We start from the raw sequence: 17,517 nt of genomic DNA, 5'->3' as shown, positions 1-17,517 counted from the left end.
GCAGCGTCATATTTAGGAGGATGCCAAAATGCGTAAAATAATTGTTGGGTCAAGGAAAAGTAATCTTGCATTAACCCAGACGGAATGGGTAATTGACCAGCTGAAAAATGCAGGGGTTAAAAATGAATTTGAAGTGAAGAAAATTGTAACAAAAGGTGATAGGATACTTGATGTCACCTTGTCTAAGGTCGGTGGGAAAGGCCTTTTTGTAAAAGAAATTGAACAAGCTATGTATGATAAAGAAATCGATCTTGCTGTACATAGTATGAAAGACATGCCATCACAAATGCCTGAAGGTCTTACGATTACATCTGTTCCAGAAAGAGAAGACCATCGTGATGCATATATAGCAAAAGGCAATGTCGCATTAAAAGATTTACCCAAAGGTGCTATTGTAGGAACCAGTAGTTTACGCAGATCTGCACAGATTCTTGCAGAACGACCAGACCTTGAGGTTAAATGGATTCGCGGAAATATTGAGACAAGAATCCGTAAATTGGATGACGAAGACTATGATGCAATTATTCTTGCTGTTTCAGGACTGAAACGAGTTGGCTTAAGTGAAGAGCTTATAACAGAATATTTAGAGCCAGAAGTGTGCGTTCCTGCAGTTGGACAAGGTGCTTTAGCAATTGAGTGTCGTGAGGACGATAATGATTTAAGAGAGTTATTAGACAAGATTAATGACGAATATACAACAAAAACGGTTACAGCTGAAAGAACATTCTTACATTTACTTGAAGGTGGCTGTCAAATTCCGATCGGGGGTTATGCTTATTTGCAGGGGGATGAAATGGTCTTAACTGCATTGGTCGGAACACCTGATGGTACAACAATTTTAAAAGAAGTTGTACGTGGAACAGATCCTGTAGCAGTTGGCAAAGAAGCAGCTGATAAACTGATAAGTCAAGGTGCAAAGGAGATTGTCGATCAAGTAAAAGAGGAGCTTGACGACTAATGTCAGTAACTTTACATGAAAAAAGAATCTTAATTACTCGTGAGGAGAGTCAAGCAAAGGAATTTTCCGAAAAAGTTATACAGTATGGCGGAAAACCGGTTGAAATACCTCTCTTGAAAATTTCATGTAAGGATGACCCTGAAAATAAGCAACTGCTTCAAAAATTACATCACTATAAATGGATTTTTTTCACTAGCGCAAATGGGGTTGCTTGTTTTTTTCAACTTATTAGCCAATACAGTTGGTTACACAAAGTATTGGAAAACACTAGGTTTGCGACCGTTGGCCATAAAACTGCGCGAATATTGGAATCATATGGGTATAAGTCAGATTTTATTCCATCGGTTTATAATGCTGATGCCATGGCAAGAGAATTTACGGACCATCATACAGTAATGGATGAACCGCTTCTGATTGTCCGGGGAAATAAATCCAGAGAAGTTCTGCCTGACTGGTTTACAAAACATAAAATCGGTTATGAGACTATAGAAGTATATGAAACAATATACAACTCTCGCGTAAAAGATGAGTTAAATCAATTGTTAAATAATAATAATATGGATTTCATTACATTTACCAGTCCATCTGCGGTAGAAGCTTTTATTGAAATGAGTGGCAGTCATATACTAAAGAACCAGGTATATGTTTGTATAGGAACTACGACTAAACAGCGTGCTTTAGAATTAGGTATTAAAAATACTATAGCACCAGAGCTATTTACGATTGATGGAATGCTCAAGCGTATGAGTGACTATATAGCAGGGAAGGGATAGGTTTTAATGGTAAAAGAATTGAATTTTAAACGACATCGACGATTACGATCTTCATCCGCAATGCGATCATTGGTACGTGAAAATCATTTAAAAATGGATGACTTTATTTATCCGCTTTTTATTGTTGAAGGAGAAAATATTAAAAATGAAGTATCCTCCATGCCAGGTGTGTTTCAGATTTCACTTGATTTTGTAAAAGATGAGATGAAAGAATTACGTTCCCTTGGGATAAAGGCTGTTATGATTTTTGGTGTACCGAATGAAAAAGACGAGCAGGGTACTGGGGCGTTTATTGAAACTGGAATCGTACAGGAGGCAACTCGACGCATAAAAAAGGAAGTTCCGGAAATGCTTGTAGTTGCTGACACTTGCCTGTGTGAGTATACATCCCACGGACATTGTGGTGTTATCCATAACCAGGACGTTGATAATGATGAATCACTAAAACTTTTAGCTAAAACAGCTGTATCACAGGCAGAAGCAGGTGCTGATATAATTGCACCATCCAACATGATGGACGGTTTTGTAATTGTTATCCGCCAGGCACTTGATGAGGCTGGATATACAAATATCCCTATTATGTCTTATGCAGTTAAGTATTCATCTGCCTTTTACGGACCGTTCCGAGATGCTGCTGATAGCACTCCGCAATTTGGGGATCGTAAGTCTTATCAAATGGATCCGGCAAATCGACTTGAAGCGTTACGTGAAGCAGAGTCAGACGTAGACGAAGGTGCCGATTTCCTAATTGTTAAACCAGCATTATCATACTTGGATATTGTACGCGATGTTAAAAATACTGTTAACACACCGATTGTTGCCTATAATGTTAGTGGTGAGTATGCGATGGTTAAAGCAGCAGCAAAGAATGGCTGGGTTGATGAAAGAGAATTGGTGCTTGAAAAGATGACCGCAATGAAACGTGCGGGAGCAGATTTGATTATATCTTATTTTGCCAAAGATGTAGCAAAATGGCTTAATGAATAAATATAAAAGTTGAGGTGATTAATCGTGAATAACTTTGATAATTCAAAGGATGCATATAAAGAAGCAGTGGAACTAATGCCAGGTGGAGTAAATTCACCTGTTCGGGCGTTCAAATCAGTTGGTATGTCACCGATATTTATGGAACAAGGAAAAGGTTCTAAAATAACGGATATCGATCAAAACGAGTACATTGATTATGTATTGAGCTGGGGTCCATTAATTTTAGGACATGCTGATGATCGGGTTGTTTCCAAATTAAAAGAGACCACAGAAAAAGGCACAAGTTTTGGTGCACCAACCATAATAGAGAACAAACTAGCACAATTGGTAATTGACCGTGTACCATCAATTGAAATGGTACGCATGGTAAATTCAGGCACAGAAGCTACTATGAGTGCTTTGCGAATTGCAAGAGGATATACAGGGAGGGATAAAATCCTGAAATTTGAAGGGAATTATCATGGTCATGGTGATTCACTCCTGATCAAAGCGGGTTCTGGTGTTGCTACACTAGGCTTGCCAGATAGTCCTGGTGTACCTGAATCAATCGCTCAAAATACAATTACAGTGCCTTATAATGATGTAGAAAGCGTGCGCTACGCATTTGAAACATATGGTGATGAGATTGCCGCTGTTATCGTTGAGCCAGTTTCGGGTAATATGGGCGTTGTGCCACCACAAGAGAGCTTTTTGCAGGAACTGAGAAGAGTAACTGACGAAAATGGCTCTCTACTCATATTTGATGAGGTTATGACAGGATTCCGTGTTGGATTCAACTGTGCACAAGGTTATTTTGGGGTTACCCCTGATATGACTTGCTTAGGCAAAGTAATAGGGGGTGGACTTCCTGTTGGAGCATATGGTGGCAAACGTGAAATTATGGAAAGCGTAGCACCGACAGGGAGTATTTATCAGGCAGGTACATTATCAGGTAATCCGCTTGCTATGACTGCTGGTTATGAGACATTAAGTGCTTTAGATAAATCATCGTATGATGAAATTAATAAAAAAGTGGATAAATTGGTCGAAGGTTATAAACAAGCTTCAATCGATTTTAAGATTCCACTTCAAATTAATCGCGCTGGATCAATGGTTGGCTTTTTCTTTACGCACGAACCAGTATTTAATTATGAAACAGCTCAAAATTCTAATCTTGATTATTTTGCACAATATTACCGGGCAATGATTGAAGAAGGAATCTTTTTGCCACCATCTCAGTTTGAAGGGTTGTTTTTATCGACTGCCCATACTGATGAAGATATTGACAAGACATTACAAGCTGTACGCAATGCCTTCTCAAAAATTGAAAAGTAAACTTAAAAAAGCTTTACTAATGTTGGAGACACCACCAGTAAGAAGCAGAGTATATTGAGTACCGAATTACAAAGTAATTCGGTGCTCTTTTTTGTATTTTCAAATAAACGCAAATTTTTATGTGAAATTGTTTTTTCTTATTAATTCAACTTCGCAGCGTAAAATGAACTCATAAACCTTAAAGGAATAAGAAAATCTGAAGATACACAGTTGACCTTGGATCAACTGTACGTATTTGATATAAAATGCGTACTAGTGGTTGTGTGCATTAACACCGCTATGGAAATACACTTCGCGCACCTAGGGCGGCTGTTGAACCTCTTCGTGCTGACGCACTCAGATGTCTCATCTAGGCCTTTCCTCCCCCAGGAGTTTAGGTGTATTACCTGCGCTAGGATTTGCTCATTATAACTTGATAAAATAACAAAATGTACATTGTGATGGATAAAGAGTAAATCCTTTTAAACCATTTAGAGTAGCAGCTGGAATATGCGAGACTCCTGTGGGAAGAACAAGCTAGGCGAGACCCCGCAGGCTCGGCACTTGCCCACGGAAAGGGAGCATATTCCAGCTGCGTTGTTAGAGAAACTTACAAACTCACTACTTCACATTTTATATCTTATCTGTACAAAAATACTTTTATCAATGTTGTCAAGTCAACAATAAAAAACGTTCTGAGTTTATCAAAGATAGTCGTTTGAGCTTATTCCATAGATGCGAAAGTTGAGTTATAAGAACACAAATTGAATTTTACACACTTAAACTGAACTGCTTACTAAAGGGAATGGCTTTTTTAATTGGTATAAGCATATCCTCTGTTTACATTTCATATAGTTGAATTAAGACATATAAGTATATGGAATATGTGTTGAAGGGAGGAAGTCATTTGTCAAACAATCGGGAAGTATTCAGCTTTGAACTAAATGAATCGCTTTATTTTGAAGAAGGACAGGAAGTTGCAGAAATGCTGGGAATTTCTTTAGACCCGGAAATTTCTATCCAGCCATTTAATGATTTTATTTCAATTCGAGGAGTCATTGAACTTCAAGGTTCATATCAAAAGGAATTATATTCAAGTGCAGGAGATAAAGATACATTAGATTTTGATGATTACCACTCAAGACGATATGTTGAGAAAGTAGTAGAACTGGATGACGGGAAATCAGAATTCACACATCGGTTCCCTGTTGAAATCTCAGTTCCAACATACCGAGTTGCAGACTTAAATGATGTGACGGTCGACATTAATTCCTTTGATTATGAAATACCAAATCAGAGTCAACTTAAATTAACCTCTAGAATTGAAATACATGGGATAAGCGATCAAACAGAGAGTTCATTAGAAAATGAATCAGAAGTAGCTAATGAATTCTTGCCACCACGAGAAGACGAAACGTTTGAGTTCGATATTAAGACGGAACAAGAAACTTCTGAATCAGAGGGTCAGTTTATACCGGAAAACGCACCCACCTTATCCACGGAGGTAGACGAGTCACCATCAGAAAAAGAACGTTGGAAAAATAAAAAGTCACAATCACTTGCGGAATTTTTTAACAAAGAACCGGTGGAAAATTCACCTGAGGAAGAAAGTCCAGACGAATCATCATTAAACTTTACAGATTCAGATTATCTGGATGAAAGTGATGAAAGTCGATCAGTTGATACCAAGGATGTCAGTTATTTAGCAGATATGTTCAGAAGTGATGATGATGATCGATATGCCAAGATGCGATTGTGTATTGTTCAGAACAACGACACAGTAGAAACAATTGCAAAACGTTATGAGATCCCTGCACTACAATTAGTGAAACAGAATAATTTAAGTGATGATAGTCTTGAAGAAGGTCAATTATTGTATATTCCTTTTAAGAAGTAATAACAGACAGATAAAATACATACCCCTTGCTTCTAATAGTAAGGGGTATGTATTTGGAAAGTTGGTGAAATGTAGTGTGAGTGAAACAATTCATAAGATATCCGGGGAATACGGGATTTATCCATATAAAATTGAGCGAATATCGAAACGGCTATTTCGTATCAGTGATGGTAATCATTATTATGCATTAAAACAAAGTTTACTGAATGAAAATAATTTGGATTTATGGGAATATGTTTATCATCAAGCATATTCCCAAAACATCACTAGTATACTGCCTGTCTACTTAACAAAGCAGTCAAGATTATACGTACAATATGATCAATCCTACTATTATTTAACGCCGTGGTTAACATCTAATAAACTAGATCATCAGCAAATAATTAATAACTTATATAATGCAATTGGTGAGGTACATGGAAAGACAAAGCGGACACAATTAATTGAGGCGAATACTGTCGTTAATACATTTAATGAGTATCAGAAGAACTGTGCAGAATTATATAGAAGACAGTTGTATTATGTTGAGCTGTTTGAAAAGAATCGGTTTATGTCTCCATTTGAATTATTAGTTTGCACGCAATTTCGAATGATGGACAATGTCCTCTCCACGCTAAATAGTTGTATAGAAAGATTTATAAGTGAAATTCAAAATGATCAGGAGTGGAATTATAGTCTATGTCATGGAAATTTGGATCTCACTCATATACTTCTTCATAATGATTCGTATATAATAAATTGGGAAAGGGCAAATTATGATAATGCTATTGCGGATTTGTCAATTTTATTTAAATATCTTGTGCGTAACTATGATCAATCGTCATCACAATTAACAGATTCATTTTCAGTATACACCAGCAAGAATATACTAAAAAAGAGTGAATTGTATCTACTCGCTATCTACTTATTGAATCCATTCCCCTACATAAATCAAATTCAGGATTATATTGATAATCCATCGAATGATACGATGATTAATCAGGTAAAGAGACTTCAATATTCAGCCCGGCAAATGTTGTTTGGCTTAAAATGGTTTGAGTTTATTGAAGAGAGTACACCAGTAACTGGTGAAGATAAAGACAGTAAAGATGGTTAAATCCATTCCAAATAAAAGGCAATAAACACCCCAACTAATACACCAAGCAAAAATACATCAAATGAAGTTGGAAATAGCATAGTCCTTATTAATTGAAATATTAAAATAGGTAATGTTACTCGTTCAATTACAATAATACAATTTCTTGCCCATGGAGGCAGTCTGTATCGGTAATATCTAGCCACACTTATCACCTCTTAAGTATTTTTTTAATATAATATGTATATATATAGTGGTTTTGTGCAATTCATAAGATAATAGTTGATTTTATTTTCAGTAACCGATAAAATGAGTAATAATATGTAAATGTGATGATAGGGAAGAGTACAAGATAATTACCTGAAAGAGAGGGAATGATGGTGGAAATTTCCCAGGTATAATTATTTGGAAGGTCGCCCTTGATACAGCTCCTTTGAATTAAAGATAAGTGTTCAAATAGTCGCCAAATTAGAAGCAAAGAGGTAGGATCAACGTAGAGATGTACCGCTTACTATTTGTTGATTTTTGAACCACCTTAAAGTAGAAGAGAGCCGGTTTTTGACCGTTATCAATGAATGAAGTGCACAAGTATAACTGCTTGTGAACGAAGGTGGTACCACGGAATATATCCTTTTCGTCCTTTATTGGATGGAGAGGATTTTTTTATTTGTATTTACTATACAAAAGAGGGAGGATTTAATGATGAGTGATGAGGCTAAAACAACGATGTCATCAAAGTACAATCCACAGGAAATTGAAAAAGACCGGTATCGCTTTTGGGTGGATGGTAAATTCTTTGAAGCAACCGGAGATGAAGATAAGGAACCATTTACGATTGTTATTCCACCACCAAACGTAACTGGTAAGCTGCATTTAGGTCATGCATGGGATACGACGATGCAGGATACTATTTCTAGAATGAAGCGGATGCAGGGCTATGATGTACTATGGCTGCCAGGAATGGACCATGCAGGTATTGCAACACAGTCCAAGGTTGAGGCGAAACTGAAAGAACAGGGTAAAAATCGCTATGATTTAGGCCGTGAAAAGTTTCTTGATACTGTTTGGGATTGGAAAGAGGAATACGCTGACTTTATTCGTGCCCAATGGGAAAAGTTAGGTTTAGGACTTGATTATTCACGTGAGCGATTTACGATGGATGATGGCTTGTCAAACGCTGTACGTGAAGTGTTTGTTACGTTATATAAAAAAGGTTTAATTTATCGTGGTGAATATATTATTAATTGGGACCCTAACACCCAAACAGCACTTTCTGATATTGAAGTTATCTATGAAGAAGTTCAGGGTAAATTTTATCACATGCGTTACCCGATAAAAGATAGTGATGAAATAATTGAAATTGCAACGACACGACCAGAAACGATGCTTGGGGATACAGCTGTAGCCGTGCATCCAAGTGACGATCGATATAAGCATTTGATTGGTAAGACGGTTGTATTGCCATTGGTTGGCCGTGAAATAGAAATAGTTGCTGATGAATATGTTGACATGGAATTGGGCTCAGGAGCTGTCAAAATTACACCTGCACATGATCCAAATGATTTTGAAATTGGAAATCGACATGATTTGGAACGAGTGTTGGTTATGCATGAAGATGGATCGATGAATGAAAACGCTGGTAATTATGAAGGACTAGACCGTTTCGAGTGCCGAAAACAAATTGTTAAAGACTTGCAAGAGCAGGGTGTTCTGTTCAATATTGAAGAACGAGTACACCAGGTAGGGCATTCAGAACGCAGTGGAGCCGTTGTTGAACCATATTTATCAACACAATGGTTTGTAAATATGCAGCCTTTGGCGGATGAAGCGATTGAACTTCAGCAACGAGGTAAAAAAGTTAATTTCGTCCCAGATCGTTTTGAACGCACATATCTGCACTGGATGGAGAATATTCGTGATTGGTGTATTTCGAGACAATTATGGTGGGGACACCGAATTCCTGCATGGTACCATAAGGAAACAAATGAACTGTATGTTGGAAAAGAGGCACCTGAAGATCCAGAGAATTGGGAACAGGACAATGATGTACTTGACACGTGGTTCTCCTCAGCATTATGGCCGTTCTCAACAATGGGGTGGCCTGATCTGAATGCTGAAGATTTTAAGCGTCACTTTCCGACAGATGTTTTAGTGACTGGTTACGATATTATCTTCTTTTGGGTTGCACGTATGATATTCCAATCGAAAGAATTTACAGATCAAAGACCATTTAAGGATGTGCTGATTCATGGTTTGATTCGTGATGCTGATGGGCGTAAAATGAGTAAATCACTCGGCAATGGTGTAGATCCAATGGACGTTATTGAACAATATGGAGCAGATTCACTGCGTTATTTTCTGTTGACAGGTTCAACACCTGGTCAGGATTTACGGTTCCACTGGGAAAAAGTTGAAGCAACTTGGAATTTTGCGAACAAAGTGTGGAATGCATCACGTTTTTCACTTATGAATATGGAAGATTTCACTTATGAAGATATTGATTTAAGCGGTGAAAAGTCATTAGCTGATAAATGGATATTGACTCGGCTAAATGAAACGATTGAACAAGTTACCAAAAATACAAACAAATATGAGTTTGGCGAAGCAGGGCGACATTTATATAATTTTATCTGGGATGAGCTTTGTGACTGGTATATTGAAATGGCTAAACTGCCGTTGTACGGTGATAACGAAAGTGAAAAACGAATGACGCAATCTGTTCTTGCATATGTATTAGATCAGACGATGCGCATGCTTCATCCGTATATGCCATTTATAACAGAGGAAATATGGCAGCAGCTCCCACATCAGGGAGCGTCAATTACAGTTGCTCCATGGCCAGAAGCAAAACCGGAATTTCATAATGAAACAGCATCAAAAGAAATGAAAAGACTTGTTTCAATTATTAAGTCCATTCGAAACATCCGGGCAGAAGTTGATACACCAATGTCCAAGCAAATTAAATTGTTAATCCAGGCAGAGGATGAAGCAACTGTTTCAGAACTGGAAAACAACCGTAATTACTTGGAACGATTCTGTAATCCAAGTGAATTAACAATAAGTACTAACGTTGATGTTCCAGAAAAAGCAATGTCAGCTGTTATAACAGGTGCTGAGCTATTTCTTCCATTAGCAGGATTAATTGATTTTGATAAAGAAATTAAACGCTTGGAGAAGGAACTGGATAAGTGGACAAAAGAAGTCCAACGGGTTCAGAAAAAACTCTCGAATGAAGGATTTGTGAGTAAAGCTCCACAAACAGTTGTAGATGAGGAAAAACAAAAAGAACAAGACTATTTGGAGAAACAAGCAAAGGTCAAAGCACGATTGAATGAGTTAAACTCATAAAAATTTTGAGGCTGGGACCAATGCTATAGTCCTATTAAAATCCGAACTATGATTCAAATTCTTGAGAGAGAATTCGAATTAGTTCGGATTTACTTTTATTGTTAATTAGATATAAACTTCGACGTAATCCAGAAAAAATCTGAGTGCTATGAAACCGCTTCTTAAAATACACTTCGCGCACCTAGGGCAGCTGATGAGCTCCTTGCTCCTACGTCACTTCGTAGTCTCATCTAGGCACAAGCTCCCACAGGAGTCTACGTTTATTTCCTTTGCTGTTGACTGGAGTAGGAATTGCTATAGTATAAATATGTGATAGGACTACACTGGTCTGGGTGAGCGGAGGGCGGTGACTCCCGCGGGAATAGCACGTGTCCTAAGACCCCGCAGAGTAGTTTTCTCGAGGAAACTTAGGTCGTGCCCGCGGGAAAGCATCCGCCCGTATCTAGAGTGTATAGATTTTATTCCAGCAGTTACTTTGCTTTTTTTATCAACAACGTATTAGATTCAACCATTGATAATGGGCGATCTAAACTATTCGTTATTAAAGTTTAGATTTTTAGTTATGTCCTAGCCTCTTTGTTATATGGGTTATATATTTTTTTAGTATATTTATATCCGATACAGCACTTAGTGTTCTAGAACCAACAACATCTTCTATTTCATTAAGCTGTAGTTTGCCTTTTGTATCAAGTAAAAAATCAATTCCAACCATTCCAAAATCAAAGGCGTTTATTATCTTGTTCAGTAAAGTTAACTCATGATGATTTAATGGATACCATGTAGCAGATCCGCCTAATTTGAAATTAGACCTGAAGTCACTCCTACTTTCCCTCAGAACAGCTCCAATAATTTGGCTGCCGACAACAAAAACCCTTACATCTTTACCTAACTGGATATTTTTAGATGATTGAATAATGAGCTCAGATGCAAAAATATCATCAGCAATACACCTTTCCCATTCCTGCTCATCCTTGATCATATGCACTTGCCTGCCACCCCTTCCACTTGTACCCTTTACAATAAATGGAAGGGGCATGCCAGGCATTTGTACGCAGTTTTTTTTCTTCATAAAGATTGTATCAACCATTGGAATGGATAATTTGTTCATATAGTAATGTGTTAATGCTTTATTGTTACAAATTGCTGATACTTGAGAGGAGTTAAAAACATTGATTCCCATCGATTCGAGTACCATATTCAATAATGGTTCAACTGTTCTTACTACAGCAAAGTCTGGTAAATGAACCTGCTGATTATTATAGAAGATCGTTTGTTTATTTTGGTATATACCAATCGTTAATTCCTCTCGCAAGACTAATTTAAGTGTTACTCCTTGTATAGCAGCCTCATCTATGAACCAATTAATATATGCTGTATTTTGTTCAGAATCTTGTTCACTATAAATGAGCCATCCCACTAAGTTCATTTTGTATCCTCAATTCTTAATGTGTCAATTATGTAATCAACCATAAATTCAGCAGCATTGATTCCAGTACAATCAAACATATTACGAATATGTGCATTTGAGTTTATTTCACAAATTACAGGCTTATTGTTGGCACCGAATAATAAATCAACACCGGCAAAGTCGGCACCAATCGCTTTTGTAGCAGCTACCGCAATATTGACCTCCTCAAGAGTAGGCTGATAGTTAGTCATTGTTCCTCCTGCAGTAACATTTGCTCGAAAGTCATTCGAAGCATGTCTTGTCATTGCTGCAACTACCTCATCACCAACTACCTGCAGGCGTATATCTTTTCCGTAACTTGTAGAAATAAATTCCTGGAGCATAAACGGTGTTCCGTGAAGCTCAGAAATTTTTTCAAACGCCTCTTCCATTGAGTGGACTAAATAAACTTGTTCCCCAAATGACCCGAATGCCTCTTTAATAATCATCGGAAAACCTAATAAGTTGATAGAATCACGAAAGTCTTCAGGGTTGAACGATTCTGACCTTACAAATGCCATCGGTGCAACAATGGTCTTGGGTATAGGTAAGTGTTTGTTGGCGAGTGCTTGATAAGTTGCGATTTTGTCATCACTTTTTTCAATCGATGTTCCACTATTGAATACCCGGATACCCAAGAGTTCGAATTGCTTTGCTAAATAAATGTCCTTGTCTGTGAACATCACAAAGGCAGGTAAATCCTTGTTTTCTTTAATCAAATCGAGTGAATCAGTAGATAAATATGATAAAAGTTCATTGTTTTTATAAATATCTGTATGTATATTCTGTTTTAGTGCAGCTTCCTGAAGCCATTCAGCGAAATCGAGAAATTTGTTGCCAGGTAAGTATCCGTTATAAATTATCCATCCATTTAAATTCAATTCATGATTTCCTTTCTCATGGGTTATTATTATTGATATACTAATTTTGTTGACTATGAAATTAAAGAAAAGCGGTGTACATAAATGTTTGAACACTTTCAGCAGGTAGAAAGGTTTTTTCAAAGCAGAAAGAAGTATGGAATGAAACCCGGATTAGATCGAATACATAAACTCTTGGAGTTACTTGATAACCCACAGGAAAAAATCCAGGCGATTCATGTCGCTGGAACAAATGGAAAAGGCTCAACTGTACAATATATTAAAAACGCATTAATTTCCAATGGTGTACATGTTGGAATTTTTACCTCACCAAGTCTCAACGGTCTAAGAGGGCATATTTTCAATGATAAGGGCATGATTCCAGAAACGGAATTCACATACATAATTAGTGAGATTCATCCATTTATTCAACAGCTGGATTCAGAAAGTAACCACCCAACGGAATTTGAAATTATTACAGCAGCAGCTTTTCTGTATTTCAAGAAATATGCTGATTTTGCATTAATTGAAGCTGGAATGGGCGGTAGAGAAGATACAACTAATTGTTTTAACCCCATTTTGTCCATTATAACAAATGTGGATCAGGATCATATTGCTTTTTTAGGTGAATCACTTAAATCAATCGCATATCATAAGGCAGGAATTATTAAGGAAAATACACCAGCAGTAATTGGGGAAATGTCAGATGAAGCGATGTCCGTTATATCGGTAGAAGCTTCTCTGAAAAATGCCCCATTATATCAACTTGGAAAAGCATTTGATTATTCAATTATTCATAATGTATCAGACTTTCAGGCATTTAATTGGGTTTCAGGTAATGATAAGTTTAAAGTATTAATACAAACAAATGGCAAATATCAAGTAAAGAATGCTTCTTTAGCAATTATGGCGTTAAAGGTATTAGAATCTAATGGATTTACTTTAGATCTGGACAAAAGCCTTAACGGACTTTATCAAACTCAAATACCAGGCAGATTTGAAACAATCCAAACAAATCCTGTTGTGGTATTGGATGGAGCCCATAACCCTGCAGGTGTACGAGCCTTTACCGATACGATGACATCAGTTTACAAAAATCGGGAAAAGCACCTTATTTTTGCAGCTTTTAAAGATAAGGACCTCACTTATATGCTTAATCATTTAAGTAATTATTTTTCGTCCATAACGCTAACAACATTCGAACATCCCAGAGCTGCTTCTGTAGAAGAACTCCAAGAAGTAATAATTCACCCAGATGTACGAGTTAATCATGATTGGAAGGAGGCTATAAAGGAGATCCCGGATCAGAATGATAAAGTATGTTATTTCGTTACAGGTTCTCTACATTTTATTGCTAATGTAAGAAATATTTTGAAATAGAAGTAATAATATAGTAATATATAATTATCAGAAAGTTTTTAATCTATGAGTCTTTAGTAGTGTTATTTAAAATAAAGGAATGTATCATTTGTTAAAAAATTTAACAATGATAGGAGATGTAAAATCCGAATGGTATCTAAAAGTAAAATGAAGCTAATATGGATACTATGGTTTATCTTATGGCCAGCAATACTATGGTTTTCATTTAACTACTATTACGTAAATATGGAAGATCAGTTAACTGATATACTGTTATTTGCTGTTTTTATGTGTATTGTTGCCTGGTTTCCTTTAACAATAAATAACAATCCGGTTTTCTTTGTAAACGGGATAAGTATAGCAGTCTTTCTAACATTTGGTCTTTTTGTTGAGATTATTTTAACTCAAATAGCAATTGTTATTGTGCTGGCCAAAACAGGTGTTGGAAAGAAAGATAATTATCGTTATCCACTAAATATGGTGATGTTCTCACTTGTATCTGTAATTGGTGCAGGTGTATTTGTTCATCTAGGTGGTAGTCATCAAACGATTTTAACCCAAAGCGATGAGCAAGTTTGGGCAATATTTGGATATGCGTTTACTATCTTTATCGCAAATCAGTTTTTCAACAAATTAATAGATAAAGCATTCTATAAAAGAAAGGTAAAAATTTTTGATGAAGGTTTAAGGTGGGAATTCATCTCATCATTACTAATTATACCAGTAGGGTTTGTATTATTTGTACTCTATAGTGAAATTGGGCGTGCAGGGATTTTCTATTTAGGAATACCATTTGTATTTATTTCCGTGATTTTAATGCTTTTATATTCTTACAAAGAAATTAATCGCTACCTCGAAAAAACAGGAGAAATTGGTCACCAATTAACAAACCGGATGGAATTAAGTTCAGTATATAACGTTTTTATTAATGAAATTAGTGATTTATTGCCAATTGATTATGCCTATATTTATATAGTAGATGATAATAAATTAAAATTGGAACAATTCTATGACTTAGAAAACAATACAGAGGCATCTTTTAGTTCGCTGAAAAGAAATGAAGCATTTAGCGGTAAAGTTTGGGCAACAGGAAAACCCCTTTTGTATAAGCGGGCTTCAGATTGGGCAACGGTGAAAAGCAGTAAAATCCCTTCAAATACTGAGAGTGTATTGTCACAACCAGTTGAATACGGCGAAGATATTGTTGGTGTTGTGACAGTAGAATCTAAACAGAAAAAAGCATTTGAGAAACTTCATTTTCAAATAATGGATATTTTAACTAATTATTTAGGAGTTGCAGTCGAAAATGCGAAAAACTATGAGCTTACTAAATCTCAAAGTGAAAGAGATGGACTAACTCAGTTATATAACTTAAGGTACATGGAAGCCTTATTGGAAGATTACAATAAAACCTTAGATCAAAAAGAGTTTAGCAAAGATTGTTCCTTGCTTTTGCTGGACATAGATCATTTTAAAAAAGTGAATGATATGTATGGTCATGAAGCTGGAAATGAAATATTGTGTCAGATTGCGGAATGTCTGAGGAGTTTAATAGGGGGTAGGGGAGTAATTGCACGCTATGGCGGAGAAGAATTTGTAGTATTTCTTCCTAACTGTGGATTAACTGAATCCTCCGAAATTGCTGAATCGCTGCGAACTTCAATTGCTGATAACCCATTCATCGTTCATAAGCATATTATTAATAATACGAGTCCATTAAAAGTATCTATTACAACGAGTATTGGAATTTCCGTATTTCCTAATCACTGCGAAACACTAATTGAATTAATTCGTCATGCTGATCGGGCTATGTATATAGGAGCAAAGAGGAAGGGCAGAAACAGGGTTGCTATTTACGAAGACCTCAAAACTTCCTGATTGTTTACTGTGCTATGAACATAATCCAAATGCTTGCTTTGTTGCTTTTCCCAAACTATGATTCTCAGACATAGATGATGAAACTGCGACACAGAGTGAGAGTAACCGATTCGTAGTATCTAGTGTGGCTCTCTGACCATGCAGTTGGAATATTCTCGCGCACCTAGCGTTCCCTTAGACGCATTGGACGTGCTAGTGAAGACGTTGCTACAGTGCGTGTGCCATACTTAGTCTGCCACGATCACGAGTGACGCTCACTTTGGGGTTTCTTTGCCCCGTTCTCCCACGGGAGTCTCTCAATTGCCAACTGCCAGTTTAAGATATAATCAGCAAACCCAGATTCGAAAATCTCGGCGACTTCCGCGGGTAAGCAATAGCTGAAGATCCAGCACGGTTTTTGCTACCGAGGAAGCTAAGCGTTGCCTAAGGTTGCACGAAATGTGTTTCCGAAGAGGAGTCATTGTATACAAATTATTTTTCCACATTACTTCACAGATTTTATAAATCACAACACAGTCTAAAATCAAATGGTCATCTTTATTCTGTAGAAAATACTCAGTTTATGTTGAACGTTTTTTTGAAAGAGTGACAACAATCGTCTTACTTTTTACTAGTCATGTGCTAGAGTGAAACAAACTCGCACATGGAGGGGAAATGGTTGGGAAAAGATAATAAAATTACAGTATGGATGGGTGGAAAGAAGACAACGCTAAAACGAGATGATCATGCAGATGAAAGTTACTCCCTAAAGGAGTTTAACAAAGACTATTCTGCTGCTACGCTGGAAAATACTACTGGTGATGAGGTACCAACTTTTGTTAGAAGACATAGTGATGAAAGCAATAACGAACAATATTTCGGTCAAAAATCGAGATTCAGCGTGTTTAAACCAATAATACTTGCTTCGGTTTCTGCAATCATAATTGGGTCCATTTTAGGTTTCTTTATGTTGAACATGTTTGTTGATATTGATAAAGGCCTTAGCCAGCAGAATTATACTGTACCTGCTGCAGTTGATGACGAGGAAGCAAATAAAGAAGATAGTGATAATGAGTCTGCGTCTGATGAAGTTATTTCATCTACCCCAATTCAATCAGTGGATGCTTTTGTATTACAGGCAGGGAAATTTGAAGGTGAAACAAATGCTAATGAAATGAAAAGTAAATTTAATCAGGCTGGGTTTTCTGCAATGATCTGGAATAAAGAGAATTATTATTATGTTTTGGCAGGAATAGCGAGCTCAAAGAATCAGGCAAATCAACTGGCTAAAGAATTTAACGATCATCAATTAGAAGTTTTTGTAAAGAACTGGAATACAGAATCTAGTGACATGAAACTAACAGATGATGAGGTCAGCTGGTATAAGTCTTATAATAAACAATGGACTGAATCATTAATTTCATTGAGTAAGGATGAAAAGCTATCAGAAGATGGCTGGGCTAATATAGTAAACACAATTCCTGATGATTCAGAAAACATTGGTAAATTTACTGCTTTTTTAGAAAAAGAGGTTTCTGACCTCGTTAAAGCAAACAAATGGGAAGAACAGCAGCTGTTATTAAATTTATGGTATCAATTTAATCTTTTGGTGAATTAACTATACAGGGGTTAAAAAAATAAAACAAATAGGCGCTTTTACATT

General features: G+C 36.6%; 13 protein-coding genes and 1 other annotated feature. Of the genes, 10 read left to right on the top strand and 3 right to left on the bottom strand.

All coding sequences use genetic code 11. From position 1 onward, the window contains the following. The first annotated feature begins 28 nt into the window (after positions 1 to 28). From hemC to ACE1TG_RS01480, 6 genes are all read left to right on the top strand, one after another. On the top strand, positions 29 to 958 hold the full coding sequence (gene hemC, locus ACE1TG_RS01505; protein ID WP_375050583.1) for a hydroxymethylbilane synthase: 930 nt from the start codon (positions 29 to 31) through the stop codon (positions 956 to 958). After that, a complete protein-coding gene (locus ACE1TG_RS01500) occupies positions 958 to 1,731 on the top strand; it encodes a uroporphyrinogen-III synthase (RefSeq protein WP_375050582.1) in 774 nt (257 codons plus the stop codon). Before hemC ends, ACE1TG_RS01500 begins: the two co-directional genes overlap by 1 nt. A 6-nt stretch (positions 1,732 to 1,737) precedes the next feature. After that, positions 1,738 to 2,718, top strand: a complete 981-nt coding sequence (gene hemB, locus ACE1TG_RS01495) for a porphobilinogen synthase (RefSeq protein ID WP_375050581.1) — start codon at positions 1,738 to 1,740, stop codon at positions 2,716 to 2,718. 24 nt (positions 2,719 to 2,742) lie between these two features. After that, positions 2,743 to 4,032: a glutamate-1-semialdehyde 2,1-aminomutase gene (hemL, locus tag ACE1TG_RS01490; protein ID WP_375050580.1), complete on the top strand. Its 1,290-nt coding sequence runs from the start codon at positions 2,743 to 2,745 to the stop codon at positions 4,030 to 4,032. 886 nt (positions 4,033 to 4,918) lie between these two features. Then, a complete protein-coding gene (gene spoVID / locus ACE1TG_RS01485) occupies positions 4,919 to 5,908 on the top strand; it encodes a stage VI sporulation protein D (protein ID WP_375050579.1) in 990 nt (329 codons plus the stop codon). Positions 5,909 to 5,984: 76 nt separating this feature from the next. Further along, complete coding sequence (locus ACE1TG_RS01480; protein WP_375050578.1) at positions 5,985 to 7,004, top strand: hypothetical protein; 1,020 nt, start codon at positions 5,985 to 5,987, stop codon at positions 7,002 to 7,004. Here the strand turns inward: ACE1TG_RS01480 and ACE1TG_RS01475 are convergent. Then, positions 7,001 to 7,189 carry a hypothetical protein gene (locus ACE1TG_RS01475; protein ID WP_375050577.1) on the bottom strand — a complete coding sequence of 63 codons (189 nt, stop codon included), beginning with the start codon at positions 7,187 to 7,189 and terminating at the stop codon, positions 7,001 to 7,003. The two genes, ACE1TG_RS01480 and ACE1TG_RS01475, sit on opposite strands and share 4 nt — an antisense overlap. Positions 7,190 to 7,306: 117 nt before the next feature. After that, positions 7,307 to 7,628, top strand: a binding site (T-box leader). 57 nt (positions 7,629 to 7,685) lie between these two features. On the opposite strand from ACE1TG_RS01475, the gene ACE1TG_RS01470 reads away from it, so the two are divergent. After that, positions 7,686 to 10,331 carry a valine--tRNA ligase gene (locus tag ACE1TG_RS01470; RefSeq protein WP_375050734.1) on the top strand — a complete coding sequence of 882 codons (2,646 nt, stop codon included), beginning with the start codon at positions 7,686 to 7,688 and terminating at the stop codon, positions 10,329 to 10,331. 556 nt (positions 10,332 to 10,887) lie between these two features. On the opposite strand, the gene ACE1TG_RS01465 is transcribed toward ACE1TG_RS01470, so the two are convergent. Next, positions 10,888 to 11,757, bottom strand: a complete 870-nt coding sequence (locus ACE1TG_RS01465; protein ID WP_375050576.1) for an ATP-grasp domain-containing protein — start codon at positions 11,755 to 11,757, stop codon at positions 10,888 to 10,890. Then, on the bottom strand, positions 11,754 to 12,659 hold the full coding sequence (locus ACE1TG_RS01460; RefSeq protein WP_375050575.1) for an ATP-grasp domain-containing protein: 906 nt from the start codon (positions 12,657 to 12,659) through the stop codon (positions 11,754 to 11,756). The genes ACE1TG_RS01465 and ACE1TG_RS01460 overlap by 4 nt, the downstream gene beginning before the upstream one ends. An 84-nt stretch (positions 12,660 to 12,743) precedes the next feature. Between ACE1TG_RS01460 and ACE1TG_RS01455 the strand changes: the two genes are divergently transcribed. From ACE1TG_RS01455 to ACE1TG_RS01445, 3 genes are all read left to right on the top strand, one after another. After that, complete coding sequence (locus tag ACE1TG_RS01455; protein ID WP_375050574.1) at positions 12,744 to 14,018, top strand: bifunctional folylpolyglutamate synthase/dihydrofolate synthase; 1,275 nt, start codon at positions 12,744 to 12,746, stop codon at positions 14,016 to 14,018. Between the two features lie 129 nt (positions 14,019 to 14,147). Continuing rightward, positions 14,148 to 15,875: a sensor domain-containing diguanylate cyclase gene (locus tag ACE1TG_RS01450; RefSeq protein ID WP_375050573.1), complete on the top strand. Its 1,728-nt coding sequence runs from the start codon at positions 14,148 to 14,150 to the stop codon at positions 15,873 to 15,875. Positions 15,876 to 16,533: 658 nt separating this feature from the next. After that, positions 16,534 to 17,472, top strand: a complete 939-nt coding sequence (locus ACE1TG_RS01445) for an SPOR domain-containing protein (protein WP_375050572.1) — start codon at positions 16,534 to 16,536, stop codon at positions 17,470 to 17,472. Positions 17,473 to 17,517 lie beyond the last annotated feature (45 nt).

This window comes from Virgibacillus sp. JSM 102003 (assembly GCF_041949995.1).
In the GTDB taxonomy this organism is placed as follows: domain Bacteria; phylum Bacillota; class Bacilli; order Bacillales; family Amphibacillaceae; genus Lentibacillus.
The sequence above is the reverse complement of the archived record's forward strand: the minus strand, read 5'-3'. Positions and strand labels throughout refer to the sequence as shown.

Coding starts and splice junctions, on each gene's coding strand:
- hemC (WP_375050583.1), top strand. CDS start 29: ATGCGTAAAATAATTGTTGGGTCAAGGAAAAGTAATCTTGCATTAACC.
- ACE1TG_RS01500 (WP_375050582.1), top strand. CDS start 958: ATGTCAGTAACTTTACATGAAAAAAGAATCTTAATTACTCGTGAGGAG.
- hemB (WP_375050581.1), top strand. CDS start 1,738: ATGGTAAAAGAATTGAATTTTAAACGACATCGACGATTACGATCTTCA.
- ACE1TG_RS01470 (WP_375050734.1), top strand. CDS start 7,686: ATGAGTGATGAGGCTAAAACAACGATGTCATCAAAGTACAATCCACAG.
- ACE1TG_RS01465 (WP_375050576.1), bottom strand. CDS start 11,757: ATGAACTTAGTGGGATGGCTCATTTATAGTGAACAAGATTCTGAACAA.
- ACE1TG_RS01455 (WP_375050574.1), top strand. CDS start 12,744: ATGTTTGAACACTTTCAGCAGGTAGAAAGGTTTTTTCAAAGCAGAAAG.
- ACE1TG_RS01450 (WP_375050573.1), top strand. CDS start 14,148: ATGGTATCTAAAAGTAAAATGAAGCTAATATGGATACTATGGTTTATC.